This is a genomic window from Actinospica robiniae DSM 44927, assembly GCF_000504285.1.
In the GTDB taxonomy this organism is placed as follows: Bacteria; Actinomycetota; Actinomycetes; order Streptomycetales; family Catenulisporaceae; genus Actinospica; species Actinospica robiniae.
Genome location: NZ_KI632511.1, coordinates 3,082,074 through 3,108,369, shown reverse-complemented (window position 1 = coordinate 3,108,369; position 26,296 = coordinate 3,082,074). Strand labels below are relative to the sequence as shown.

Annotated in this window: 15 protein-coding genes; 12 read left to right on the top strand and 3 right to left on the bottom strand. The window is 69.9% G+C overall.

Annotation, left to right across the window (positions count from 1 at the left end; genetic code table 11):
* Nucleotides 1-82: 82 nt before the first annotated feature.
* From ACTRO_RS43280 to ACTRO_RS13300, 6 genes are all read left to right on the top strand, one after another.
* Nucleotides 83-4,132, top strand: coding sequence for a glycoside hydrolase family 3 C-terminal domain-containing protein (locus ACTRO_RS43280; protein WP_051450778.1), 4,050 nt, complete (start codon nt 83-85; stop codon nt 4,130-4,132).
* 337 nt (nt 4,133-4,469) lie between these two features.
* Nucleotides 4,470-7,058: a glycoside hydrolase family 5 protein gene (locus tag ACTRO_RS45645; protein ID WP_051450777.1), complete on the top strand. Its 2,589-nt coding sequence runs from the start codon at nt 4,470-4,472 to the stop codon at nt 7,056-7,058.
* A gap of 62 nt (nt 7,059-7,120) precedes the next feature.
* Nucleotides 7,121-7,639 (top strand): SigE family RNA polymerase sigma factor, encoded by a 519-nt coding sequence (locus ACTRO_RS13315; RefSeq protein WP_034263439.1) that lies wholly within the window; start codon nt 7,121-7,123, stop codon nt 7,637-7,639.
* Nucleotides 7,640-7,644: 5 nt separating this feature from the next.
* Nucleotides 7,645-8,349: a SecDF P1 head subdomain-containing protein gene (locus ACTRO_RS13310; protein WP_034263438.1), complete on the top strand. Its 705-nt coding sequence runs from the start codon at nt 7,645-7,647 to the stop codon at nt 8,347-8,349.
* Between the two features lie 37 nt (nt 8,350-8,386).
* On the top strand, nt 8,387-9,154 hold the full coding sequence (locus ACTRO_RS13305) for a phosphotransferase family protein (RefSeq protein ID WP_034263437.1): 768 nt from the start codon (nt 8,387-8,389) through the stop codon (nt 9,152-9,154).
* Between the two features lie 33 nt (nt 9,155-9,187).
* On the top strand, nt 9,188-12,418 hold the full coding sequence (locus tag ACTRO_RS13300) for an AfsR/SARP family transcriptional regulator (RefSeq protein ID WP_051450776.1): 3,231 nt from the start codon (nt 9,188-9,190) through the stop codon (nt 12,416-12,418).
* On the opposite strand, the gene ACTRO_RS13295 is transcribed toward ACTRO_RS13300, so the two are convergent.
* The 3 genes from ACTRO_RS13295 to ACTRO_RS13285 all read right to left on the bottom strand — a co-directional run bounded on the left by ACTRO_RS13295 (nt 12,401) and on the right by ACTRO_RS13285 (nt 17,950).
* A complete protein-coding gene (locus ACTRO_RS13295; RefSeq protein WP_034263436.1) occupies nt 12,401-13,849 on the bottom strand; it encodes a CocE/NonD family hydrolase in 1,449 nt (482 codons plus the stop codon). The two genes, ACTRO_RS13300 and ACTRO_RS13295, sit on opposite strands and share 18 nt — an antisense overlap.
* A 2-nt stretch (nt 13,850-13,851) precedes the next feature.
* Nucleotides 13,852-16,662, bottom strand: coding sequence for a glycosyl hydrolase family 95 catalytic domain-containing protein (locus tag ACTRO_RS13290; RefSeq protein WP_245594673.1), 2,811 nt, complete (start codon nt 16,660-16,662; stop codon nt 13,852-13,854).
* A gap of 259 nt (nt 16,663-16,921) precedes the next feature.
* On the bottom strand, nt 16,922-17,950 hold the full coding sequence (locus tag ACTRO_RS13285; RefSeq protein ID WP_051450774.1) for a LacI family DNA-binding transcriptional regulator: 1,029 nt from the start codon (nt 17,948-17,950) through the stop codon (nt 16,922-16,924).
* Nucleotides 17,951-18,109: 159 nt separating this feature from the next.
* Here ACTRO_RS13285 and ACTRO_RS13280 point away from each other — a divergent pair, with 159 nt between their 5' ends.
* The 6 genes from ACTRO_RS13280 (at nt 18,110) to ACTRO_RS13255 (ending at nt 26,290) form a co-directional block, all read left to right on the top strand.
* Nucleotides 18,110-19,387 (top strand): ABC transporter substrate-binding protein, encoded by a 1,278-nt coding sequence (locus ACTRO_RS13280; protein ID WP_034263433.1) that lies wholly within the window; start codon nt 18,110-18,112, stop codon nt 19,385-19,387.
* Nucleotides 19,388-19,469: 82 nt separating this feature from the next.
* Nucleotides 19,470-20,360, top strand: coding sequence for a carbohydrate ABC transporter permease (locus tag ACTRO_RS13275; RefSeq protein WP_034263432.1), 891 nt, complete (start codon nt 19,470-19,472; stop codon nt 20,358-20,360).
* A complete protein-coding gene (locus ACTRO_RS13270) occupies nt 20,357-21,250 on the top strand; it encodes a carbohydrate ABC transporter permease (RefSeq protein WP_245594367.1) in 894 nt (297 codons plus the stop codon). The genes ACTRO_RS13275 and ACTRO_RS13270 overlap by 4 nt, the downstream gene beginning before the upstream one ends.
* Nucleotides 21,247-23,679 (top strand): glycoside hydrolase family 38 N-terminal domain-containing protein, encoded by a 2,433-nt coding sequence (locus ACTRO_RS13265; protein ID WP_245594366.1) that lies wholly within the window; start codon nt 21,247-21,249, stop codon nt 23,677-23,679. The genes ACTRO_RS13270 and ACTRO_RS13265 overlap by 4 nt, the downstream gene beginning before the upstream one ends.
* Nucleotides 23,676-25,382, top strand: a complete 1,707-nt coding sequence (locus tag ACTRO_RS13260; protein ID WP_425394859.1) for a class I mannose-6-phosphate isomerase — start codon at nt 23,676-23,678, stop codon at nt 25,380-25,382. The genes ACTRO_RS13265 and ACTRO_RS13260 overlap by 4 nt, the downstream gene beginning before the upstream one ends.
* A complete protein-coding gene (locus ACTRO_RS13255) occupies nt 25,379-26,290 on the top strand; it encodes an ROK family protein (RefSeq protein ID WP_211244224.1) in 912 nt (303 codons plus the stop codon). Before ACTRO_RS13260 ends, ACTRO_RS13255 begins: the two co-directional genes overlap by 4 nt.
* Nucleotides 26,291-26,296: the final 6 nt, after the last annotated feature.

Below are 26,296 nucleotides of genomic sequence, written 5' to 3'. Positions count from 1 at the left end.
CTCCCCGAGAACTCGCCCACGCGCTCGCAGAGGACTGCCGGCTGCGGACCGGGCGAAGATCAGCAACCGAAAGGGAAATGCAATGAGGCATCTCGCCCTGCTGCGGCCGGCCGCGCTCGCGCGCGGCAGATCGCGCCCACCCCGCCGCCCCGCCATCCGCGTGCTGCTCGCGGTCGCCGGCCTGTCAGCCCTCTCCGTGGTCGTCGCGCCCACCGCCGCCCACGCCGCCGCCGACGCGCCTTTCGGCGGCACCGCGGCCGCCGTGCCCGGCACGGTCCAGGTGGCCAACTACGACACCGGCGGCCAGGGCGTGGCGTACAACGTCACCTCGACCAACGGATCGGCCAACAGCTACCGGACCGACGGGATCGACCTCGAGGCCACCGCCGATACGCAGGACACCACGGTGGCCGGCGGCGCCGACGATCAGGGTTGGACGACCGGCGGCCAGTGGTTCAAGTACACCGTCAACGTCGCCACCGCCGGCACCTACACCGTCGCGCTGCGGCTCTCCTCGCCCTACGGGATCACCGACGCGCTGCACATCGCCAACGCCGCGGGCACCAACCTGAGCGGCTCGGTCGCGGTCGCGAACACCGGCGGCTATCAGACCTGGGCCACCGTCGACGCGAGCGTGACGCTGCCTGCCGGGCAGCAGACGCTCACCCTCGTCCAGGACTCCAACGGCTGGAACTTCCACTACATGACCTTCACGCTGACCTCGGCCGGCGGCGGTGGCGGCGGCGGGGGAGGCTCGGGCGGGGACCTGCCCTTCGGCGGGACACCGGCCGCGGTGCCGGGCACCCTGCAGGCCGCGAACTACGACACCGGCGGCTCGGGTGTGGCGTACAACGTCACCGCCGCCAACGGCACCGCCAACAGCTACCGGACCGACGGGGTCGACCTCGAGGCCACCGCGGACACCCAGAACAACACCGGCGGCGGCGCCGACGACATGGGCTGGACCGGCTCCGGCCAGTGGTTCAAGTACACCGTCAACGTCGCCACGGCCGGGATCTACACCGTCAGCATCCGCGTGGCCGCGCCCGCCGCGGTCGCCGACGCGCTGCACGTCGCCAACTCCTCCGGCACGAACCTGTCCGGAGCGGTCGCCGTGCCGAGCACCGGCGGGTATCAGACCTGGACGACGGTGACCGCGAGCGTGACGCTGCCGGCCGGATCGCAGACCCTCACCGTCGACCAGGACGCCGGCGGCTGGAACCTGCACTTCCTCTCCTTCGCTCAGGGTACGAGCGGCGGAGGCGGCGGCGGGGGCGGTGGAGGCGGCGGCACCGGTCCGACCGAGTACTGCGGCTTCCAGGACCTCGCCCTGGGCCAGCCGACCACGGCCTCCTCGACCTACTCCGCCACCGGCAACCTGGCCTCCGCCGCCACCGACGGAAACCCGGGCAGCCGCTGGGAGAGCGCGTACAGCGACCCGCAGTGGCTCGAGGTCGACCTTGGCACCGCGACGCAGATCTGCAGCGTGGGCATCTCCTGGGAGGCCGCGTACGCCTCGGCGTTCTCGATCCAGGTCTCCAGCGACAACTCCACCTGGAGCACGCTCTACTCCACCACCACCGGCGCGGGCGGCAGCCAGACCTTCACCGTCTCCGCGACCGCGCGCTACCTGCGCGTCAACGCCACGAAGCGGGCGACGCAGTGGGGTGACTCGATCTTCGAACTCGATGTCTACGGCTTGACGACGACCGCGCCGCTGTCCGGCGGCAACGGCAACGGCGGCAACGGCACCTGCTCCTGGCTCAACTCCACCGCCCCCGTCTCCCAGCGAGTGCAGCAGATACTCAACACCATGAACCAGTCCGAGGAGTTCACGCTGCTCTCCGGTGACGGCGGTTCGAGCTACATCGGCCAGATCGCCGCGATCCCGAACCTGTGCATCAAGGCGACGAACCTGCAGGACGGCCCGAACGGGGTCGGCGACGGCACCGGCGGGGTCACCGCGTTCCCGGACGGCGAGAACGCCGCCGCGACCTGGGACCCGGCGCTGATCCAGCAGGAGGGCACGGCGATGGGCGCCGAGTTCGCCGGCAAGGGCGTGAACATCGCGCTCGGCCCGACGACGAACCTGGTGCGCGACCCGCGCTGGGGCCGGACCTACGAGACCTACGGCGAGGACCCGTACCTGGCCGGCCAGATCACCTCCGCGGAGGTCGACGGCCTGCAGAGCCAGGACGTGATGGCCATGGTCAAGCACGTCGCGGCCTACGACCAGGAGCAGTACCCGAACGGGAACAACAACGAGACGGTCAGCCAGCAGGCGCTCGAGGAGCTCTACCTGGCGCCCTTCCAGGCCGCGGCCGAGCAGTCCGCGCCCGCCTCGATGATGTGCTCCTACGCGGTGGTCAACAACGCCGCCTCGTGTCAGAACGCCGACATGCAGATCGACGGGCTGGACGAGCAGGCGAACTACGGCGGTTTCATCACCTCGGACTGGGGCGGTGACTACAACAACGTCGCCTCCGAAGTCGGCGGCATGGACGTCGGGATGCCGTTCCCCGGCTCGATCCCGACCGACTTCGCCACCGCGATCACGAACGGCACGCTGAGCCAGTACACGGTGAACGAGGCGGTCGGACGGATCCTGACCCAGATGTTCGCCTTCGGCATGTTCGACAACCCGGCCACCGGCTCGCTCTCGACCAGCGTGACCTCCGCCGCGCATCAGCAGACTGCGTTGCAGCTGAGCGAGGAGGGCACGGTCCTGCTCAAGAACAACGGGATCCTGCCGCTGAACCCGAACGGCACCGAGTCGATCGCGGTCATCGGCACCGACGGCGGCGCCGGGGTCGAGCTCGCCGGCGGCGGCAGCGGCACGGTCACCAGCTCGAACACGATCTGGCCGATCACCGGCATCCAGAACGCGGTCGGCGCGAACGTCAAGGTGACCTACACGGCCGGCAACGACAACGGCACCGCGGACATCCCGCAGGCCGTCGCCGCCGCGCAGGCCGCCACCGACGCGATCATCTACGTCAACCTGCCGGAGGGCGAGGAGAGCGACCTGACCTCGCTCGACCTGTCCAGCACGGACGAGACGATGATCGCGGACGTGGCCGCGGTGAACAAGAACACGATCGTGGTGCTCAACAGCGGCGGCCCGGTCGTCATGCCGTGGCTGGGCTCGGTCGCCGGCGTGTTCGCGAACTGGTACCCGGGGCAGGAGGTCGGCACCGCGATGGCGGCGCTGATCTTCGGCACCGCGGACCCGTCCGGCAAGCTGCCGGTCACCTTCCCGTCCAGCCTGAGCCAGGTTCCGGCGCAGACGACGGCGCAGTGGCCGGGCACCTCGGCCGGCGTGAGCTACAGCGAGGGCGTGAACATCGGCTACCGCTGGTACCAGTCGCAGAACATCACCCCGGCCTTCCCGTTCGGGTTCGGCCTGTCCTACACCAAGTTCTCCTTCTCCAACCTCGGCGTCGGGGCCCTCAACGCCTCCGGCAACGCGACGGTGACGGCTACCGTCACCAACACCGGCTCGGTGGCCGGTGCGGACGTGGCCCAGCTGTACGTCGGGGACCCGGCGGCCAGCGCCGACCCGCCGGAGCAGCTGCGCGGCTTCCAGCGGGTCTCGCTCAACCCGGGCCAGAGCGCGACGGTGAGCTTCCCGGTGAACATCCACGCTCTGGCCGCATGGTCGAACGCTGACAACCAGTGGGAGGCGAAGGCGGGCACGTACTCGATCAAGGTCGGGGACGCGTCGAACAACCTGCCGCTGACCGGCTCGACCAGCCTGGCCCAGACCCTGACCGGCCAGGTCGCGGCGGGCCAATCGAGCGCCGGGGTCTCCCCGGCCAACACCGCCGTCAGCGCGAACGTCACCGCCAACTCCGGCGTGCCGGGCGCGGAGACGGTCGGGGTGGCCAACCCCTTCGGCTACAGCAGCCCGAAGGGCGCCTCGGCCTCCTTCACCATGCAGGCCGTGGACTCCAACACCGCGCAGACACTCACCTACACCGCGACCGGGCTGCCGCCAGGCTTCTCGATCGCAGCCAACGGCACGGTCTCCGGAACCGGCTCCACACTCGGGACCTACACCGTCACCGTCACTGCGACCGACACGAAGGGAGTCTCCGGCTCCGCCACCTTCGTCTGGTCGGTGGTGCAGTGAGCTAGCCGGCTGCACTGTCGCAGTACTCAAATAACTGAGAGAACGCCGCCGCGCGGACCGGTTCATCAGAACCCTCCCGCGCGGCGGTGTTCAAAACCCCGGTATCATCGTCGCTGCACTGGCTCTACAGGGCAGTTCGCGGTGTCGTTCGCCGAACCGCCTGCCCTGCACGAGGTGTGAGCGGCGCCGCCGGACCGGCCGTCGAAACATGCCGGGTCTCGGTCTGTGGACTGAGCCGGCGAAATGCGAACGCAGGTTCACGTTCATATTACGCTCCGGCAACGACCGCGCCCCTCCTCTTCCGCCGAGCGGGGTGTCCGCCCTATGTTGTCCGGCCATGGAGACGAGCGATGACCAGGTGGGATGTGCCGTCGGTAGGGCTGCGGCGGGGGCCGCGGCGGCCACCTCGGCCGCGGGGCTCGCGGCGCTGACGCTCGGGCTCGGCTACCTCGACGGCACCGGCCTGTTCGCTCCGGAGAACTGGCCGGACGCCGGCGTCGTGCCCGGATCCGCCGGCAGTCCGGCCTGGGCGACGTTGGTCTATCTTCCGCTGTTGATCATCGGCAGCACGTTCGCGCTCTACCGGACGCTGCGTTCGGCCCGCTCGGGCGTGCGCGCTCGCTGGGTGCTCGGCGCCGCCTGGTCCGGCCTGGTCCTGACGGCCTTCGGCGCGAAGGTGGCCTACACCCTGCTGCTGCTGGCGATCGCCGGGACCCATGATCTGCAGAAGGCTGAGACGGCTCGCGCGCTGCTCGCCGAGTGCGGGCTGACCGGCGCGAAGTACGCGCTGTTCGGCGTTTTCGCCGCAGCGCCGGCCGCTCTCGTCTACCGGATCGTGGCGCGTCGCGCGATCGCCACGGCTCGCGCGGCCGGCGCGGCCCGCTCTGAGACCGAGGTGACGCTGAAGCCGCCGCGCGTCGGCTGGAGCGCGGGCTGGCTGCTCGTCGGGGCTCCGGCCGCCGTGGCCGCCGCGGACGGCAGTTTCGGCTGGATCGGCGGACGCTGGTCCACCCTGATCCTGCCGCTCGGCGGACTGGCCGGCAGTTGGGCCGTTCTGCGCCGGCTGCGCGCGCCCGTCGCGCGCGGTCTCGCTGACGATCGCACCGGCGGTGCGACTTGGTGGGTGAAGTGCGCGACGCTGACCGCCGCGTCAGCTCTCGGATTCCTGGCGGCCTTCGTCGTGGACGGCGTCGTCAACGGCTTCGGTGGCGGGCTGTATCCGATCGTCGGCGCCCTGATGTACGTCGCTGTCGGCGCCGTCGCAGGGGTCTGCGCCAGCGTCGCCGCCACCGCTTGGGCGCTCGCCCGACCCGTCGTCCCATCCGCGTCGGCCAAGCGGCTGGCCGGTCGATGGGCCGAGGTCTCCCGGCCGGCTCGGCTCTCGATCACCGCGTGCGCCGCGGCGTCGGCGATCGGCCTCGGCCTGCTGCCCACGGCTCTGGTCGACACCCCGGCGGCGTTCCCGCTCCCGTCGGCCGCCAGCGCCGACGGCGGGGGACTGCTGGCGCTCACCGTGCTGCGGGCCGACGGCGAAGCACCGGTCATCGCCGACAGTGCCGGCCGACAAGTCCTCCTGCGCGGCGTCAATGTCAACCAGTTGGTCGACTACGGTCAGCCGGACCCGTCCGAGCCCACCGTCCGCCCGCTCACCGACGCCGACTACGCCGAGATGGCCGGCGTGTACGGCTTCGACGTGCAACGCCTCAACCTCTCCTGGTCCCGGCTCGAGCCGAGCCGCGGCGTGTTCGACCAGGCCTACATCGCGAGCGTGCGCACGGCGGTGGACCAGGCCGCGGCGCACGGCGTCTACACCGTGCTCGACATGCATCAGGACACGTACTCGAAGTACGTCACCGCCGCGTCCGGCACGACCTGCCGGATCGGCGCGACCCCCGAGTTCGGCAACGACGGCGCCCCCGCCTGGGCCACCCTCACCGACGGCGCGAAGGCCTGCGGGTTCCAGGGCCGGGACCTGTCGCCGAACGTCGAGCAGTCCTTCACCGATCTCTACGACGACACCGACGGGATCGGCGCACAGCTCGCCGACACCTGGGGCGTGCTGGCCCGGGCGTTCGCCGGGGACAGCGCCGTGGCCGGCTACGACCTGCTCAACGAACCCGGACCCGGCAACGCCCCGGGCGTCACCTCGGCCCTGCTGCTCGGCCGGCTCTACCAGCAGATCATCACCGAGATCCGGGCCGGCGAGGGCAGCGCCGCGGACGGGTTCCACCACCTCGTCTTCTTCGAACCCTCCATTCTCTGGTCCGGCCTCGGCTTCGACGTCACCCCGCCGGCCGGCTTCTCCAGCGACCCGGACCTGGTCTTCTCGCCGCACCTCTACAGCCAGTCGATCACCATGGACCAGGGCCTCGGCGTCACGCTCACCACCATCGAGCAGGGCTTCACCACCGCCGAGCGCACCGCCGCGGCCTACGACGTGCCGCTGTGGTCCGGCGAGTGGGGCTGGTTCGGCGACCAGGCCCAGGATTCCGGCCGCTTCGACACCTTCCTCGACACGCAGAACGCGAACCTGCTCGGCTCGGCCATCTGGGTGTGGAAGAAGGCCTGCGGCGACCCGCAGACCGGCCGATCCGACCAGTCCTCCGGTGGTCTGAACCCGGTCGCCTGCCCCGCCGGCACCGAGCTGCCCGCCTCCGCCACCGAGACCGTCGCGCTCAGCCAGGCCTACCCCCGCTCCGCGCCAGGACGTCTAAATACCCTGACGTCCTCCGCCACCGGCGTGGACCTGCGGCTGGCCGGCAGCGGATCGGGAACGCTCGACGTGTGGATCCCGGGCTCCGCCTCGGCCCGGCCCGCCGTCGCCGTCCACGGCCTGACCGGTCTCGCCCTGGCCGCCCAACCCGGCGGCGGCTGGCGCCTGACCGCGCAGGCTGCCGGCGCCTACGACCTCACCGCGACGGCGTGAGCGGAGCAAGGCAGTAATCTGCGGCTTCCTCTCGTGTTGTATGGCGACCGAGGGAGGAAGCGTTGGACGCAGAGCACGAACGCGAGTTCCGCGACTTCGTGGCATCGCGCTCGAAGTCGCTGCTGCACACGGCTTATCTGCTCACCGGGGACTGGGAGCAGGGCCGCGACCTGTTGCAGACGGCGCTGGCCGGCACGGCCCGGCGGTGGGCGAGGCTGCACGACCGGCAGTCGCCGGAGGCGTATGTGCGCCGTGCGCTCTACCACGCGCACATCGACCGCTTCCGGCGGCCCGGCTGGGGACGGGAGACGGCAACCGCCGAGCCGCCGGAGCGCGCGCCGTCGGGGGCGGGCCTGGATCACGCGGATGCCGTGGCGCAGCGCCGGGATCTGGTCGCGGCGCTGCGCCGGCTGCCCAAGCGCCAGCGCGCGATCGTGGTCCTGCGCTACTTCGAGGACCGCCCGGACGCCGAGATCGCCGACCTGCTCGGCATCAGCGCCGGGACCGTACGCAGCCAGACTCACAAAGCCCTGACCACGCTGCGGGTGAGCATGCGCGACGAGATCCGGATCGAGGGATGAGGGAGATGGATGAGATGGAGACGATCACCGAACACCAGCTGCGCGAGCGGCTGTGGGCCAGTGGAGACAGCGTGGACCCCGCGAGCCTGGCCGGCCTGGCCGACGACGCGCTGCACCAGGCCCGGCGCCACCAGCGAGCGCTGCGCACCGGCGTGACGGCGTCCATGGCGCTCGTCGTGGCCGCGGTCGGAGTGGGCGTGAGCACCTTGGCCGGAAGTGCGGATCGACCGGCCTCCCAGGCCACGGCCGGCCTGGTGCGGCTGGCCACCCCGATCCTGATCGCGCCCGTGGTGTCCTCGACGGCAGGAGCCTGCGGCGGCGGCGGCTACCCGTCGATGGACATTCTGGGTTCGTCGGGCCCGGTGTGCTATCGGGTGGATGCGGCGCGGGAACTGTCGATCACCGAGGTCGAAGCCGTCTACGCGACACCGCAGATCGTGGAAGGACCCGACGGGAGCACCCGGACGGGAGCGGCGGGGAAGGGTGGCGTCGAGCAGTGGGAGGTACCGGTGACCTTGCTGAGCGACGACAAAGCCGCCTTTGCCCGCTTGACCGGCGCTGAGACCGACCAACAGGTGGCCGTCATCATCGATGGCAGAGTGCTGAACGCACCGGAGGTCATGGGCACGATCACCACCGGGACGTTCTCGATCGTCGGTGTCTCGCAGCAGCAGGCGGCCAGCCTCGTCAGGGAGCTGACGGGAAAATAGCCGCGACGAGCGGTGCGCGTCTCGCGATAATTCCGACATGAGTGCAGACAAGAAGGAAGTCAAGGTCGTCGTAGCCCATCAGGACTGTGCCACGCTGCGCGTCGGCGACGTGTTCCTGAAGATCGACGCCGATCAGACGCGCACCGACGTCGAGGTCGAGGCGATGGCCTTGGCACCGCTCCCGACACCCGAAGTCCTGTGGCGCAAGCCGCCCGTGCTCGCCATCGCCGCGGTCCGGGGCACTCCACTCGCCCGCCTCGGTGAGCCGTCGACCGCGTCGCCGACGGCTTGGGCCGCGGCCGGTGCCGCACTGCGAAAGCTGCACGACGCGCCACTGCCGCCCTGGCCCGGCCCGACGGTCGAGAAGGTCGCGGCAGACCTCGAACACGAATGCGACTGGCTCGTCTCGAACGATGTCCTGCCCGCCGAGTTGGTCGCGCACGCCCGCAGTGTCGGCGAGGTCGCGCTTCGGCCGTGGACACCCGTCTTCATCCACGGCGACCTGCAAGTGGCCCACGTCTTCATGGAGAACGACGAGGTCACCGGCGTGATCGACTGGTCCGAGGCGGCCCAGGGCGATGCGCTCTTCGATCTCGCCATCCTGACCCACGGGCATCAGGAGCACCTCGGCGACGTCCTCGCCGGCTACGGCGCCGACGTCGAGACCGACGTGGTGCGCGGGTGGTGGTCGCTGCGCAGCCTCCTCGCGATCCGCTGGCTGCTCCAGCACGGCTTCGACCCCTTCGATCCAGGATGTGAAGTCGATGTGCTCAAGACCGCTTACGCGTCTAGCATCTCCCGGTGACAGCATTCGTGCACGGTGGGTGAAGGGTCGTCGATGCGCTTCGCGTTGCTCGGTCCGGTACGGGTCACCGGTGTAGACGGACCGCTGGAGATCAACGGGACGCTGCGGCGAACGCTCCTCGCGGCGTTGCTGTTGCGGGCCAACGAAGTCGTCTCAGCTGATCAGCTGGCTGATTTACTGTGGGGCGACCAGCCCCGGCCGGCGACCGGGTCCCCGCTGCACAACCAGGTGACGCGGCTGCGTCAGGCGCTCGGATCCCATGGCGGCCGGATCAGGGCAGTGCCACCGGGCTACGTCGTCGACGTCGGTCCGGGCGAGCTCGACACCGCCGAATTCTCTGAGCTCTGCGATACCGCTGCGAAGGCCGCCGGTCAGGGCGATTGGGCCACCTCGGCCCAGGAGTACACCGCCGCCCTCGCACTCTGGCGCGGCGAGCCCTTCGCCGACGTCCCGGCGCTGCAGACGTTCGCGGCGGTCGAGCAGTTCGCTGAGGAGAGGCTCCTGGCTCTGCAGGGTCGGATCGAGGCCGATCTGCAGCTGTCCCGGCACGACCAGGTCATCGGCGAACTACGTACCCTGATAGCTGCGCATCCGTGGCGCGAGGCTTTCCACGCTCAGCTGATGCTCGCGCTGTACCGCTCGGGCCGCCAGCTCGAAGCCCTCGACGTCTATCGCGACCTGCGTCGTGCCGTCGCCGACGCATTCGGCGTGGAGCCGGGCAACACCATCCGTTCGCTGCACGACCGGATCCTGCGCTCCGACGCGACTCTCACGCCGCCGACCGCGGTCCTTCCGCCGGCCCGCGCCCGCCAACTGCCCGCCGACACTCGCGCCTTCACCGGCCGCGAGGCCGAGCTCGACACGCTGATCGCTGCCGCGCGTGGAGAAGCCGAAACGGACGCGGCCCCCACCGTCGTCATCTCCGCCATCAACGGCATGGGCGGGATCGGCAAGACCGCACTGGCGATCCGCGCCGCCCACCGCCTGGTCGCCCACTATCCCGACGGCCAGCTGTTCATCGATCTGCACGGCCACTCCGCCGACCTCGACCCGATCGCCCCACCGGACGCGCTCGACTATCTGCTGCGCTCCCTCGGCGTGGAACCGCGGGCGATCCCGCAGGATCCGCACGAGCGCGCCGCGCTCTACCGGACCAAGCTCACCGGTACCAGGACCCTGATCGTGCTGGACAACGCCCGCGGCCCGGCCCAGATCAAACCACTGATTCCAGCCGAGCCCGGCTGCCTGGTCCTGGTCACCAGCCGCAACCTGCTGACCGGCCTCGACGACGCGGAATTCCTCAGCCTCGACTCCCTGCCGCCGGCCGAGGCCGTCGCCCTGCTCGCCGCCGCGGCCGGCCCGGGCCGGATGGAGGTGCACGACCCGGCAGCCGCCGAGCTCGTCGAGCTGTGCGGAAGGCTCCCGCTCGCCATCCGCATGCTCGGGGCGCGCCTGCGCCATCGTCCGAAACTCTCGCTGAAAGCGCTGCTGGCCACACTCCAGACCGGGCGCGACCCGCTGGCGCTGCTCAAGGACGACGACCGGGACATCACCCGCGTCTTCGCCTCCTCCCTCGACGTCCTGCCCGAAGCGCAGCAACGTCTTTTCGCCCGCCTCGGCCTGATCCCCGGCCCCGACTTCGACGCGCTCGCCGCCGCGGCACTCGAGGACATCGACGTCGCCGAAGCCGAACGCCGGCTCGAGTCGCTCTACGATCACAGCCTGCTGATTCAGCACACGGAAGGCCGCTACCGCTTCCACGACCTCCTGCGCGCCTACGCCCGCACCCGCGCGGCCGAGGGCGACCCGGTCGAGAACCAGGCAGCGACGGAACGGCTGCTGGACTATTACGTGGAGACTGCGGCCAGCGCGAACGCGGCGTGGTTCGGCCGGCCGGCTGGCCCGCGGCCGGTCGGCCGCGTCGCCCCGGCCGCTGCGGGCGCCGTCGATGCCAAAGGCTGGTTCGCGGCCGAGAGCGCCGCTCTGCTTGCCGTCGTCGAGTCTGAGTCAGTCGAGCCACGGCGTAAGTTCGAGCTCGCCAAGAGCATGACGCCGTATCTTCACGAAAGCGGCCCGTGGGACCGGTTCATCGCACTGCAGTTGGCCAGGATCGAGATCGCCCGGGCCGAGCACGACATCTCCGCCGAGGCGGCAGCGCTGCGGGTGCTGGGGAATTCGTACAACGAGCGCGGCATGTCTGAAGAAGCTGTCGACTGCCTGCAGAGGGCGATCGAGGCCTTCCGTACTTGCGCCGACCTCATCGGCGAGGCGCACGCGCTCAGAAGCCTGGGTCACGTGCTCTCGTCGAGGCACGCCAACCTCGCGCTCGAATATACCCGGCAGGCAGAGCGCATCACACAGGCGGTCGGCAGCCCGTTCGATCATGCCTCGGTACTCAACGTGCTCAGCATCCTCGCTAACCACCACGGCCGGTTCGAAGACACGGTGGAACACAGCCGGATGATGATCGAACTCGGCCCTCAAATGAACGACCGGTTCCTCGAGGCCAATGCGCACTTCCATCTCGGCCACGCGATGTACGCGCTGGGTAGATTCGACGAGATCGAGCCGTGCCACCATGCAGCTCTGAAGCTGCTGATGAAGTCGGAGCAGTTCACGGCAAGCTTCCTGCAAGAGTTGGGGCGCCTGCGCATGATGCAGAACCGATACGCCGAGGCCACCGAGTACCTCGAGCAGGCATTGCAGAGCTTCGCCGGCTTCAGGCACGCGCTCGGCCTCGGCTACGCGCGTGGGGAACTCGGCCGCATCCGGCTCAGGCTTGGTGATCCCGAGGCGGCGATGGCGTTGCAGCAGTCAGCGCTCAAGATCTCCCTGGACTCCCGACAGTCCTATCTCGAGGCTTTCATCCGCACGAATATCGGCCACATCCATATTGCGAACGGACAGTTCGATGCTGCGGACGAGCAGCTGCGCAGCGCGCTTGAGCTCAGCGTGCGCGGTGGCTTCATGTTCTCTCAAGTGGAGGTCCGCGTCGGCATCTGCGCGCTCATCTTCGCCAGAGACGGAGCGGCTGCCGCGTTGGCGCACTACCGGGAAGCGGTCGAGTTCGCCCGCAAGGTACGCCACCCGCGTGAATTGGCATCAGCGCTCGTCGGACTCGGGCGCTGCGAGCTGGAGACCGGTGCTCAGGACTCCGGGGTCGCGCACCTCAACGAGGCGATCGACCTCTACCACCGCATGGGTGCGACGATGGACGAAGCCGAAACTCGGGCCCATCTGCCCGCATCAGAACACGATCGGTAAGACGAGCCGTGACGGGCGGGCCGGGTCACAGTGGACGGTCTGGCGTGCCGCAGGGGTGAGATCCCAGCGGGGGAAGCAGCTTCCTGTTACCTGCAGGCGGATGCGATGCCCGGCTGCGAACATGTGCGCGATAGACCATAGGTCGATCACGTGCTCCTGCGCGTCCGGTTGATGCGTGCGCAGGATGCCGTCGCTGATGTTGCGCGAGACGCCGTCGCTGTCGACGTCGCAGAGCCTGGCCACCCAATCGGTCACCGGCGCAGTGGATTCTCCCGTCAGGTATACGCGGACGCGTCCGATGACCTCCAGCGGCGCTTTCAGCGGCTCGCTCGTATATACGAGCACGTCTTCGCGCTCTTCGACCTGTCGCTGGTCGTGTGGACCGGCCGGAAAGTCCTGCGTCAGCAACACTGCGCCGCCGTGCGTGACGACAGGATCGTCGGGGTCACGCAGGAAGACGCCGCCGTCGTGCAGAAACCACGAGGTCTCGGCGGATTCCGGGGGCCAGTGCGGCATCCGGCGCCAAGCGTCGGCGCCCGTGACGTACACCAGGACGTACTGCTCCGGTGCAGGCGTCTCCGGCCCGAGCTGCTGGAGGACCCAGTCCAGCTCATGGTCCAGCAGCGGGTCTCCGCACACGCGGTGGGCCTGGCTGCCGTGCGCCCAGGGCCCGACGATGAGCGAGACCGGTGTGCCGTTCGTATGTGCCCTGATGTATCGGTCGAGACTGCCTTGAAGGAAGCAGTCGTACCAGCCGGCCACGATCAGCGCGGGGACTCCAGCTACATCTGCTTGTTCAGTGGGACGCGGCCGCGGCAGAGGCAGCCGCAGCTCGCGAATCGCGTCCTCGGAAGGGAATGCGGCGAACGCGGCATCCACCTGCGCGAGCGCTCGACGAAGTTCGCCTGGCCGGCGTGCGAATCGCCGTTCCAGAACATTGACTCCCAGCCCCAACGTCCACTGCGTCACCAGGCCTATCTCCTTGGTGCCGCCGCGCGCGAGTAGGCCGTCGAACGGGTCGTCCCAGGTGAATTCGGGTACGACGACGCGCAACGCGGGCGGCCCGGCCGAGGCGGCCGCCCACTGGGTGTGGCCGAGGTAGCTGGGCCCGTACATCGCGACCCGGCCGTCCGCGTCCGGCAGGCGGGCTGCCCAGGCGATGGTGTCGTAGCCGTCCGCGGCCTCGTGCGCGAGCGGCGTCCAGTCGCCTTCGGATCCGAACCGACCGCGGCAGTCCTGGATGACCACCAGGAAGCCGCGGCCGGCCGCGCGATCCGGGTCGAGACGTTCGAGCACGCCGGCGTCCGAACGCCCGTAGGGCGAGCGGGCCAGCAGTACCGGCCACGGGCCGTCGCCCGTCGTCGGCCGGTACACGTCGGCACGCAGGACCGTGCCGTCGCGCATCCTCGTCTCGACCTCGGATCGCGGCATCGTCAGCTGATCGTCAGGTCGTCGAGGTAACCGCGGTAGCCTCCGGTCGCGTTGGGATCGTCGAAGCCGACCAGGATCCTGCTGATCTGCTTGTTGGCGTTGTTGGTGCCCAGGTTGACGGTGACGTGGTTCCACGCGTCCAGCGTCAGGTGCCCGCATTGCGACGCCGGATGGATCTTGTTCCCGTTCTGGTCCACGGCGCCGGAGTCCCGCAGGGTGCTGCCATCGGTGAAGATCAGGTCGACGGCGACGCACGTGCTGTTGGTGGAGCCGGCCGAGACCCAGGTGGTGGTGGCGTTGCTCTGCGGGTAGATCCAGTAACTCAGGGTTTTGCCGCTGCCGACGGCCAGCGGGCTGCCGCTCAGGTCGTAGACCTTGAGGTAGGCGTGCACGTTGGTGCCGCCCTGCGCCAGGCCCGAGTACATCAGCGAGCCGCTGCCGGTGTGCGAGGTCTCGCCGGTGCGGATACCCGCCTCCGGTCCGGTCAGCCCGCAGCAGATGCCGGCGACGCCGGCCGAACCGCCGCCGGTGGTGTCGACGGTGTCGGTCCAGGTCGGCGCCGGGCCGGTGGACTCGAAGCCGGAGCTGAAGCTGCTGCTCGTGGTCTGCTGCAGCGGCTGGGACAGCTCGGTCTGGATGGTGGGGAGTGATGTGCCCGCCGGCGCGAGGTCGACGGTGTCGCCGGCCGAGGTCGCGATGGTGAGCTTCGCGCCGGAGACGGCGCCGGTGTCGGTCCCGTTCTTGTAGACCTCGACGTTCGAGCCCGACCACGGGTTGGTCACCACGAGGTTCCCGCCGTGCTGGCTCACCGCCCGGATGTACTGGACGCTGTTGGCGGACATGCTGCTGGAGATCAGGAAGTCACCGTAGGCCAGCAGGTCGCCGAACTTCGCGTTCGTCCCGGTCGGCCAGTCCGCGAACACCTTCACGTCGTTCTGGAACGACTGCAGCAGCATCTCGTCCAGGCCGGAGGTGGTGACGTTCAGGTTCTCGATGCCGCCGCCGCTGTGGTGCACGGCCATGTTCGGGTAGCTCTGGTTGGCGGCCTCGTCGTGCAGGTTCGTCAGGATCGTGTTCGGGTTGTATCCGACCCGGGCGGCCGCGGCGTAGAACGTGGCCGGGGCGTTGCCGCCGTCCCAGGCGTTGGTCAGCGCGCCGATGGTGTTGCGGCCGTCCGTCAGCAGGGTCGAGCTGCTGTCCAGCCCGATCAGGCTGCCGGGGTAGATCGCCTGGGCGTCGATGTCGTTGCCGTCGTTGATGAAGTCGCTGCCGGTCTGCGTCTCGCGCAGGATGGTCTGGCCGTTCTCCGTCATCGTGGACAGCGGGCTGAGGTGGGTCTCGATGTTCTGCCAGGTGGTGCGGGTGCTCGAGTCCTGGCCGAGGGCCGTGCTCATGTCGATCAAGCCCTGGAAGAGCAGGTGCACCAGGCCGATGGACATGCCGCTGTCGGTCTGCGGATAGCTCTGGTCCTCGTGCGGCGCGTCGTTGAGGATGTCGTAGGTGCCGGTGGTCGCGTTATAGCTGAGGTAGTTCTGCCAGAACAGGCCCACCTGCTTGAGCCACGGATAGACCTCGGCCGCGTACGTGCTGTCGTCGGTGTACTCGTAGCGCATCACCATGTCGCTCGCGAGGTTCACCGCGTCCGACTTCTGGTTGTGCAGGTTCATGTCCGCGCTGGTGCCGCCGGGTGAGATCCCGACCGGGTAGAGCACGCCGGTGTACCCGTTCTGCGTCGCCAGGCTCTGGCCCCCGGACTGCCAGTCGAGGACGGCTTTGTCGTAGGAGTCCATCTGCGCGATGTGGTTGGTGGACAGCGCCGAGTAGAACGGCGCCTCGTAGTTGTAGTTCGTGTGGAAGTCGCCGTTCCAGCCCATGGAGCCGGTGATCCAGTCGCCCCAAAGCCCGGGCGCGGTCTTCCCGGACCGGGACACGCACGCGAGCAGGTAGAGCGAGCCGTACCAGCTCTTCTCGACGGACTTGTCCGGGATCTCGACGTACGACTGGTTCCAGTAGGTCTGCCACCAGGAGCGGTGCGCGGACTGATGGGTGTTCACGTCGCTCTGGCTGAGGCTGCCGACGAGCGAGTCGGCGCTCGACTGCCAGCTCGAGCTGTCGATGCTCGAGACGATCCCGGTTACCAGGGTGGAGGTGGTGCCCGGCTGGATGGTCAGGTTGATCTTGTTACCGGAGATCGACTGGGTCTGGCCGATGGTGCGCGCGGCGATCCGGGCGTGCGGGTCGCTGCCGGAGCCGGTGTCGGCGTAGACGTCGGCGTCGAGGTCGCTGCCGGTGGTGGTGACCGTGGGCGTGCCGCCGGAACCGTTCTGCAGGGTGATCCCGATGGTCTGCGCGCTGCCGCCGGTCAGGGTGAAGGAGGTGACGAACATGCCGGCGTTCGCGTCCACCCAGCTGCTGGTGGCCAGGGTCTGCGCGCCGAGCGTGTAGGTGCCGTCCACCTCGGCCTGGGCGATGTTCTGCACCACGTGGTAGGACGAGCCGGACATGGCGGAGTCGGTGACGACGATCCGGCCGAGCGGCTTGATGGCGTGGGTGGAGGAGGAGAAGAAGTCGTTCTTGCCGATGTACATCGTCTGGTCGGCGATCGAGCCGCCGACCGCCACGCCGATGTCGCCGTTGCCCAGCATCGGCGCGTCGACGGTGTTGCCGTTGGTCAGGTTGGTCGGCGGGCTGGTCCAGACACCGGTGTACTGCTGGACGATCCGCCAGGCCTGTCCGGCGGTCACCGAGTCCGCGCGGGCGGTGGGCGCCAGCGCGGTGCCGAGCGTCGTCGCGGCGAGCGCCGCGACCATCATCGTGCCCACGGTCCGTCCGGACCGCGCACCTCGTATCATCTAGCTGACCTCTCATCTTTGAGATTCAGGTCCGCGTCGGTATTCTCGGGCAGGGGGCAGCGAGCCCGGACCCTCACGCGGGCGGGCGGCTTCGACGGACCCTGGGGCCCGTTCGAAATAACGTTATCCGGAAGAGTGGGGGCTGGCGTTGGCGTCTGTCAAGGGCCCGCGGGGTTCCGGAACCGGCGCCGCGAGCGCGCCCGCCCCGCCGGGCCGGGGATCAGGCGCGCACTTCCCCCGAGCCGCGCACCTTGAGCTCGAGCGGCACCACCACGTTCTGCACCGGCCGGCCCGGCTCGGCCATCCGCTTGCGCAGCAGCTCGACCGCGGTGCGCCCGATGGTCGCGGTGTCCTGGGCGACCACGGTGAGCGCGGGCTGGAGCAGGTCGGCCAGCGGCACCTCGTCGAAGCCGACGATCGCGATCCGGCTCGCCGCCTCCCGCCCGAGCAGCCGCAGCACCGCGATGGTGCTGTCCATGTTGCCGGTGACCAGCGCCGTCGCCGGCTGGGCGCCGTGCAGCGCGCGCTCCAGCGCCGCGCCCACCCGCTCGGTGGTCAGCTCGCCCGGGTGCACCAGGTCCTCGACCGGCTGGCCGTGCGAGCGCAGCGCGGCCCGGAAGGCGGCGGCCCGCTCCCGGCCGGAGAAGACCCGCTCGCCGTCGCCGATGTAGGCGATCCGCCGGTGGCCGTGTTCGTGCAGGTGGTGGAAGGCCATGCCGATGCCGGAGGCGTTGTCGGAGATGACGCAGTCCACCGAGATCCCGCTCATCGGCCGGTCCATCGAGACCATCGGCATGCCCGCCTCGAGCTCCGGCTCGAGGTAGCTGTGGCTCTCCCCGATCGGCTCGAGGATGATCCCGTCCAGCCGCTGGCGGCACATCGAGATCAGGATGTCGCGCTCCCTGGCCTCGTCGAAGTCCGTCGAAGAGGCGAGCAGGGTCAGCCCGCACTCGCGCGCGGTCCGCTCGATCGCGGCCAGCTCCGGGTTGACCTCGGCGATCCGGCGCACGGCCGCGCCGATCGTGCCGGTGACGCCGGTGCGCAGCTGCCGGGCCCGCTCGTCCGGGCGGAAGTTGAGCGCCGCGATCGCGGCCTGCACCTTCACCACGTACTCCGGGCCGACGGTCGGGTCGTCGTTGACCACGCGCGAGACCGTGCGCAGCGCCACGCCCGCCTCGCGCGCGACGTCGACCATGGTCGGGCGCTTGGGCCGCGCTCCGGCTCCGCTCCCGCCCCGTGCTGGGCTCATCCCGGTCCCTCTCTCGTCCCTCGTGGCGGCGCCGTTATCGGATCGACTCTTGACACGTTCCGGCGTTCTGACTCTATCCTCGCGATAACGTTATCTCGGTCGGTGGCCCGGCGTCGAGCCCCACACCGTTCGGGTCACATCATCCCCCAGGAGACTTGAATGAGGCATCGTCGCCTTCTCGCAAGCACTCTCGTCGCCGCCGGACTCGCCTTCTCCGCCGGTTGCTCCGCCGCTGCGCCCGCAAGCCCCAAGGGCGATGTCACGCTGACCTACCTGACCTTCGAGACGCCGGACCTGACGGCGTCCTTCTGGAAGACCTCCATCGCCTCCGCCCAGGCCAAGGTGCCCGGGCTGAGCATCAAGGACGTCGTCTCGCCCAACACCGACCGGGACGCGTACGCCAAGCAGCTGCAGGCCTCCGGCCAGTTCCCGGACCTGCTGCAGTCGATCACCCCGTCCACCTTCGCCCAGGCCGGCCTGATCCAGCCGTACCCGCAGAGCTGGGTCAACGCCAACTTTCTGCTGCCGATGGGCAACGCGTACAAGGGCAAGGTCTACATCCCGCCGACCAACTCGCAGATCATTCCGATGGTCTTCTTCAACAAGTCCCTGTTCGCCAAGGCCGGCATCAGCGGCACCCCGAAGACCTGGTCCGACTTCATGGCCGACTGCGCCAAGCTCAAGGCGGCCGGCATAACCCCGATCGAACTCGGCGGCGGCGACTCGTTCGCGGCCTCGATGCCGCTGGTCGGCATCCTCTCCGCGGACGTGCTGGGCAAGGACCCGAACTGGCTGCAGGAGCGGTACCAGAACAAGGTCCACTTCACCGACCCGAACGTGGAGACGGCCGTCGCGAAGTACCGCACCATGGTCACCGACGGGTACTTCGAGCCCGGCGCCCTGAGCGTCAGCTACGCCGACTCGATCACCAACTTCACCTCCGGTAAGACGGCCATGTACATGATGGGCAGCTGGTTCCTCGGCTCCGTGCCCAAGGCCACCGCGGACGACTTCGGTTCGTTCATGACCCCGACCGACGACGGCACGCTGGTGGTGCCCTTCTCGGTCGGCGGCTCGATGGCGATCAGCGCCAAGACCCCGGACCCGGCCAAGGCCACCGCTTTCGCCGAGGACTGGTCGCTCGACCCGGCCAACCTCAAGACCCTGATCGAGGGCGACGGCGCGTTCCCGATGCTCAAGGGCAAGACGCTGGACGACTACGACGTGAACGTCACCCAGGTGTTCAAGGACTCGTACTCGTACGTGACGCAGGACAACACGAAGGTGTCGGCCATCGGCTGGGCCACCAACGACGACTCGATGCCCTCGGGCCTGAACGACGACTTCTACGCCGCCTCACAGGCGCTGTTCAACTCCAACGACGTCGCCGGGCAGATGGCCAAGCTCGACGGCGAGTGGAACACCGCGACCCAGTGATCCGGCCGCCGGCGCCGGGCTCGCGCAGCCCGGCGCCGGCGCCTCGTCCCCGCCCAGCCGATCTCCAGCCAAGGAAAGCGCCATGACCACCCGAGCCCGTCGCCGCCGCGGCGACCCCGCCCTCGGCGCCATAGCCGCCGTCGCTTTGGGGCTCTACGCCCTGTTCATCATCGTCCCGGTGATCATGAGCGCCTGGAAGAGCTTCACCGACGAGAACCCGCTGATGGCCCAGGCGAAGTTCGTCGGCCTGGCCAACTACCGGGAGATGACCCACGACAGCACGCTGGCCGCGAGCCTCGGCTTCACCCTGGCGCTCGCCGCGGGGGTGACCGTGGTGGCCAACGCCGCCGGCATCGGCTTCGCGGTCCTGCTGAACAAGACCTCGCTCAGCTTCCGGATGATGCGCACCGTCGCCTTCCTGCCGCAGGTGCTCTCCGGCGTGATCGTGGGCTTCGTCTGGCGCTACATCATGGCCGAGGACGGCATCCTCAACCACCTGCTGACCGGCCTCGGAATCATCTCCCGGCCGATCTCCTGGCTCGGCACCCCCGATTTGGCCATGTTCTCGGTCGGCGTGGTCGCCGCCTGGGTGCTGACCGGCTTCACCACGGTGGTGCACCTGGCCGCGCTCCAGTCCATCCCGCTGGAGATGTACCAGGCCGCGCGGGTGGACGGGGCCGGGCGCTGGCAGCAGTTCCGCCACATCACCTTCCGGATGCTGGCCCCCGGCACCACGATCAGCGTCACCATCTCGCTGATCACCATGCTCAAGCTCTACGACATCATCGCCGCGCTCACCGGCGGCGGACCCGCGTTCGCGACGCAGTCGACCGCGCTCTACATCATCAACCTCGCCTTCACCGACGACCGCTTCGGGTACGCCTCGGCCGTGGCCATGCTGCTGCTGGTCGTCTCCGCCGTGATCGCGCTGTCCGTGACCAGCCTGCTTCGCCGCCGGGAGGTGGACCTGTGACCGTCCTGACCACGCAACAGCGCCGCAGCGCGCCGCCCGCCGCCCCGGCTCCGGGCGCCCGGCGCCGGCCCTGGGCCTCGCGCGGCCACCTCATCGCGGCCGCGATGCTCACGCTCGCCTTCGTCAGCCCGATCTACCTCACCATCGTCAACGCGTTCAAGAGCCAGTCCCAGATCCTCGGCAACCCGGTGGCGCCGCCCGCGCCGCCGACGATGGCGAACCTGACCGACGCGCTGGCCCGCCCGGACCGGATCGTCCAGATCGGCCTGGCGAACTCGGCGGTCACCGTGATCGCCTCGCTGCTGCTGATCGTCCCGCTGGGCGCCGCGTTCAGCTTCTGGCTCACCGGCCGCTCCGCCCGGCTGCGCCGGATCGTGCTGGCGGTGTTCGGCGCGGGCCTGATGATCCCGCCCGCCGTGGTCCTGCTGCCGACCATCAGGATCCTGACCTTCCTGCACCTCGACCACAGCTACCCGGGCCTGGTCCTGGCCAACGTGGGCGGCGGCTACCTTTCCTTCGCGGTGTTCGTCTACTCCGGCTTCCTGCGCGCGGTCCCGACCGAGATCGTGGAGGCGGCGTCCATGGACGGGGCCGGCTCGCTGCGGATCTGGTGGAAGATCGTCATGCCGCTGCTGCGCCCGGCCACCGCCACCGTCACGATCTTCCTGTCGCTGTGGATCTGGAACGACTTCATGAACCCGCAGTTCATCCTCGGACCGCTCAAGGGCCAGACCATCACCACCGGGCTCTACCAGTCCCTGGGCCAGTACTCCACCAACTACGCGCAGCTGTTCGGCGTGATGTTCCTGGCCGCGGTGATCCCGGTCGCCGGATACCTGGCCCTGCAGAAGCAGTTCATCGCCGGCCTGACCTCAGGGGCCACCAAGTGACATCGAACCAGAGCACCGCGATCCCGAAGCAGGACACGGCGATCGAAGAGATCCTGGTGCTGCACCACAGCCATCTCGACGTCGGATACACCCACTCCCAGCCGATCCTGTGGCGGCTGCAGACGGAGTACATATCCCAGGCGATCGACTGGCTGGAGCGTACCGCCGACCTGCCCGAGGGCGCCCGGCCCAAGTGGACCTGCGAGGCGACGGAACCGGTGCGGCGCTGGCTGGCCGACGCCTCCGCCGAGCAGGTGGCCCGGTTCCAGGACCTGTGCCACCAGGGCCGGATCGGCCTGTCCGCGCTCCGCTGGCACGTGAGCTCCACCATCGACCGGCCGGGCATCCGCCGCCTGCTGGCCGGCAAGCGCGAGCTCGAGGACGTCGTCGGACGGCCGATCCCGGTCGCCTGCCAGCACGACGTCAACGGCATCCCGTGGCCGATCGCCGACGAGCTGCTCGACGCCGGAGTCGACCTGTTCGTGATGGCGGTCAACCGGCACCTCGGCGGGCCGGTCACCCCGAGGCCGGGGCTGTTCGCCTGGCAGACCCCGTCGGGCCGGCGCCTGCGCGTGTTCAACGGCAGCCACTACACGATGTTCGACCAGCTGCTCAACGCCTGGGACGACTCGGTGGAGCGGATGGCCGTCGGCTGGGACGCCTTCCACGAGCGCCTGCGCCGGGCCGGATACCGGCTGCCGTTCGTCTACCTCACCTCGACCTGCTCGCCGATCATGTGGGACAACGCGCCGCCGAACCCTTATCTTCCAAGCCTGATCCAGCGCTGGAACGAGCAGCAGCTCGGCCCGCGCATCCGCTACGCCACGTTCGACGATCTCAGGGAACGTGTACACGCGGTGCCCGAGGACGAGGTCCCGGTCCTCGACGGCGACTGGACCGACTACTGGAGCTTCGGCGTCGGCAGCATGCCGGCCGAGACCGCGCTGAACCAGGGCACGAAGTCGCTGCTGCGGACGGCGGAGGCGCTGCGGGCCGAGCCCGCGGCGATGGCCGAGGCGGCCGAGCGCGCCGACGCCTTCGACGAGCACACCGCGAGCCACTGGAACTCCGACCCGGCCAACCCGCAGGCCCGTTCGATCGAGGCGATGAAGCAGGCGTCCGCGCACGAGGGCCACGAACTCGCCGCGTTCGCCGTGATGGACGGGCTCGAGCGGCTGGCCGGGAATCCGGTCGCGGACAAGGGGATCGCCGGCGTCCTGGTGGTCAACCCCACGCCGTTCGAACGCACCGTCGCGCTGGATCTGCCGGAGAGCTGGTTCGCCGAACCGACCCCCGCCACCGAGCGCACGTACCGGGCCAGCCGCATGGCGTACGAGAACCGGCCGTGGCGGGTGCCCGGACCGGATGAGGCGCGCCGAGCGACCGGCCCGATCACCCTCGCACCCGACAGCTGGCGGATCCTCGACCTCGACCAGCTGCCGACCCCGTCGTTCGCCGGCCAGCCGACGCACGAGCTCGTCCGGCACCGGCACGCGGCCCGGGAGTTGAACTTCGCCACAGCGGTCAACCGCGTCGCGGCCATCGGCCGGATCGAGTCGCCGTTCCACGTGCTGACCTACGACTCCGACTCCGGGCGGATCCTGTCCCTGCTCGACCGCGGCACCGGACGCGAGATCCTGCGGCCCCGGCCGGGCATGGACCTGCTCTCGTTCGTCCAGGAGCGCCCGGACCCGCTCGTCGACGGCTCCCGCCGCGCGTTCTACCGGCGCGACCTGGACCGGGAGATGATCGACGAGTCCTGCTGGGAGCCGTGGACGCCGCGGCACGAGCCGGCCGAGCGGATCCTGAGCTGCACGGTCGAGCAGCGGGCCGGCCGGGTGCTGCTCGAGCGCCGGTTCGAGGCCCCCGGCACCCGCGGCGTCGTCCAACGCATCTGGCTGGACGCGCTCGACCCGCTCATCCGCGTCGACATCGAGGTGGATCTGGTCGGGGACGCCTCGCCGCGCGGCGTCTACTTCGCCCTGCCGCTGGCGCTGGAAGCGGGGTGGCAGGCCGAGTTCGACACCGCGGGCCAGGCCGTGCGCCTGGACGAGCAGCAGCTGCCGGGCGCCTCGCGCGGTTGGGTGACGGCGCAATCCACCGCGGCCATGTGGGACGAGACCGGCGCCGTCGCGCTGATCACCCCGGACGCGCCGCTGGTGCAGTTCGGCGGCTTCCACTTCGGGCCGCCGCCCGCCGCCGTCGACCGGGGCTCGGATCCGCTGCTGCTGAGCTGGGCGGCCAACAACTACTGGGACACGAACTTCCCGCAGATACAGCAGGGCACTGTCAAACTCCGCTACGGGCTGCTGACGCTCGCCGGGCCGGACCGGGCCGTGATCGCCGAGCACGCCGAGAAGCTGCGTCGTCCGGTGCTGGCCTGGCCGGTGACGACGGGCGGCAACCAGCCGTCCGAAGGAGAACTGTGACACCGGTGCCGAAATACGAAACAGAGCCCTGTCACGTCGTGGACGAGGCGGCGGTCGGGCTCGGCTATGCGACGGCCTCCGCGAGCCTCGCCCGCGGATCCGTCCTGTGCGTGGACGGGCCCGCAGCCGTCGCCTGGGACCTCGTCGCCGGCGAGATACGCGACGCGCTGGAGTATCGCGGCCTGCTGGTGAACCTGCTGGACATCCGCGAGCACTTCGCTCCCTGGCCGGAGATCCTCGCCGGCACCGCGTCCGCGGTGCTGGAGGAGGATCCCGACTTCGCCCCGCTCGCCGAAGCGGGCCTGGCCGATCTCCTCGGCCAGGTGCCGCCGGTCGCGGTCGAGGACGACGCGGTGACCATCGTCTTCGGCCCGGGTGCGGCCCTCGTCCGGCACGACCGGCTCTGGTACGCCGATCTGCCCAAGAGATACGCCGAAGCCGAGATCACCGCGGGACGCGGCCGCAACCTGGGCCAGCCGATCGGCACCGGCCCGGGCACGACGCGGCGCCTGTTCTACATCGATTGGCCCGTCCTGGACCGGCATCGGGACGAGATCGCCGGCGACATCGACCTCTGGCTCGATACGCAGGACTCCCGCACTCCGGCCTGGATCGAGGGCCCGGCGCTTCGTAAGGCACTGGCACACCTCGCGAACCGGCCGTTCCGTACCCGCCCCACGTTCAACACGACGTCCTGGGGCGGGCACTGGGCGCAAGAACGGCTCGCCTTCAACCGAGCCGCGCCCAACACGGCGCTCGGCTACGAGCTGATCGCCCCGGAGAGCGGCATCCTCGTCGGCAACCCGGACGGTCCGCGCGTCGAACTGCCGCTGCAACTGCTGGTGGCGCTGCATCCCGAGGAAGTCCTGGGCGGCGACGTCCACGCGATGTTCGGCACGTCGTTCCCGATCCGGTTCGACTACCTCGACACGGTCGGCGGCGGGAACCTCTCCGTGCACTGCCACCCGCAGCCGGACTACATGCGCAGCGTCTTCGGCTGGCCCTACACCCAGCACGAGACCTATTACATGATGGTCGGCGGACCGCAACGCCGTGTGTTCCTCGGCCTGCGCGAAGGAGCGGATCTCGAGGAGTTCCGGCAGGAAGCCGACCGCGCGGTGCATGAGGCAGTGCCTTTCGACATCGAGCGTTACGTCCAGACGTTCCCCGCCGAGCAGCACCAGCTGTTCCTCATCCCCGCCGGAACCCCGCACGGCAGCGGCGAAGGCAACGTCGTCCTCGAAATCAGTGCCACGCCATACCTCTACAGCCTCCGCTTCTATGACTGGCTGCGGACGGACCGCGAAGGCAGGCAGCGCCCGGTGCATGTCGGGCACGCGTTCGAGAACCTCAACCCGGACCGGACCGGCGACGCCGTCGCCCGAGACCTCGTCCAGCAAGCCAGGGAACTGCGTGCGGGCCCCGGTTGGCGCGAAGACCTCATCGGCCGGCTGCCGGAGATGTTCTTCGAGGTCCGCAGATTCGAACTTGATCCGCAGGCCACCGCGAGCGATGCGACGGCTGGGGCGTTCCATATCCTCAACGTCGTGCACGGAGACGGCGTTGAAGTGGAGACAGACAGTGGACATCGCTACGTTCTGGCATACGCCGAGACGCTGACCATGCCGGCGTCGGTCGGCGCGTACCGTGTAAGGGCCCTTGGTCATGGGCCGGTCCGCTATGTCAAGGCCCTCGTCCGGTGAACGCGGACGCTGATTCGGTCGTCGCGACCATGGACATCGGCGGCACGCACGTGACCGCCGCGCACGTGGCCGTCGGCAGCCGCGCGGTCGTGCCCGGCCGGAGCTGCCGCCTGCCGCTCGACAGCCATGCGGCTGCCGAAGAGATCGTCGGCGTCCTCGTCGAATGCGCATCGCGCCTGCCCGCGCTGCCGGGAAACCGTTGGGCGATCGCATTGCCGGGGCCGTTCGACTACGAAGAAGGCATCGGCCGGTACACCGGCGTCGGCAAGTTCGACGCGCTCAACGGCTACGACCTGGGCGCCGCGCTGGCGGCACGGCTGCACACCGACGCGTCGGCGTTGAGCTTCCACCACGACGCGGAGGCGTTCCTGGCGGGGGAGTGGTGGGCAGGGGCTGCGAGCGGGCACGAGACGGCCGCGGGCTTCACCCTCGGCACCGGCGTGGGCTCGGCCTTCCTGCACGAGGGCCGAAGCGTGCGCGAAGGCCCCGGCATCCCGCCGGGCGGACGCGTCGACCTCCTGCGATTCGAAGGCAGGCCGCTGGAGGAGACTGTCTCGCGCCAAGCCCTCCGGCAGGCTTACGCCGAGCAGACGGGCGAGCCCGAACCGCCCGACGTGCGCGGGATCGCCGAGCGGGCGCGCCGGGGAGAGCAGGCCGCGCGCGTCGTCTTCACCGAGACGTTCCGGGTGCTCGGCAGCGTCCTCGCGCCCTGCCTCGCCCAGTTCCAGCCCTCGATCGTCGTCGTGGGAGGGTCCATCGCGAGGGCCTGGGACCTGGTGGCCGGCCCGCTGCGTGCCGGCCTTGAGACCGGCGGCGTGGTCGGCACGCAACTTGAGCTCGCACAGCTCGGGGATGCCGCGGCGTTGCTCGGCGCGGCCGCCATGGCGCGCGAGGCCGTGCTCGGTTGAGGCCGT